Source organism: Streptococcus sp. HMSC078H03, assembly GCF_001808655.1.
GTDB classification, from domain to species: Bacteria; Bacillota; Bacilli; order Lactobacillales; family Streptococcaceae; genus Streptococcus; species Streptococcus salivarius_G.
This window is the reverse complement of record NZ_KV794124.1, coordinates 1-253: the sequence shown is the minus strand read 5'-3', so window position 1 is coordinate 253 and position 253 is coordinate 1. Positions and strand designations below refer to the sequence as shown.

Annotated in this window: 3 tRNA genes; all 3 read left to right on the top strand. The window is 53.8% G+C overall.

Features of this window, described 5'->3' with window-relative positions:
* The first annotated feature begins 1 nt into the window (after position 1).
* The 3 genes from HMPREF2607_RS09990 (at position 2) to HMPREF2607_RS09980 (ending at position 250) form a co-directional block, all read left to right on the top strand.
* Positions 2–91 (top strand) — tRNA-Ser (locus HMPREF2607_RS09990).
* A gap of 9 nt (positions 92–100) precedes the next feature.
* Positions 101–174: transfer RNA gene (locus tag HMPREF2607_RS09985), tRNA-Met, on the top strand.
* Between the two features lie 3 nt (positions 175–177).
* Positions 178–250, top strand: a tRNA-Phe gene (locus tag HMPREF2607_RS09980).
* Positions 251–253: the final 3 nt, after the last annotated feature.

Genomic DNA, 253 nt, shown 5'->3' with positions numbered 1-253 from the left:
TGGAGGATTACCCAAGTCCGGCTGAAGGGAACGGTCTTGAAAACCGTCAGGCGTGTAAAAGCGTGCGTGGGTTCGAATCCCACATCCTCCTTATAATTAACGCGGGATGGAGCAGCTAGGTAGCTCGTCGGGCTCATAACCCGAAGGTCGTAGGTTCAAATCCTGCTCCCGCAATATGGCTCGGTAGCTCAGTTGGTAGAGCAATGGATTGAAGCTCCATGTGTCGGCGGTTCGATTCCGTCTCGCGCCATTT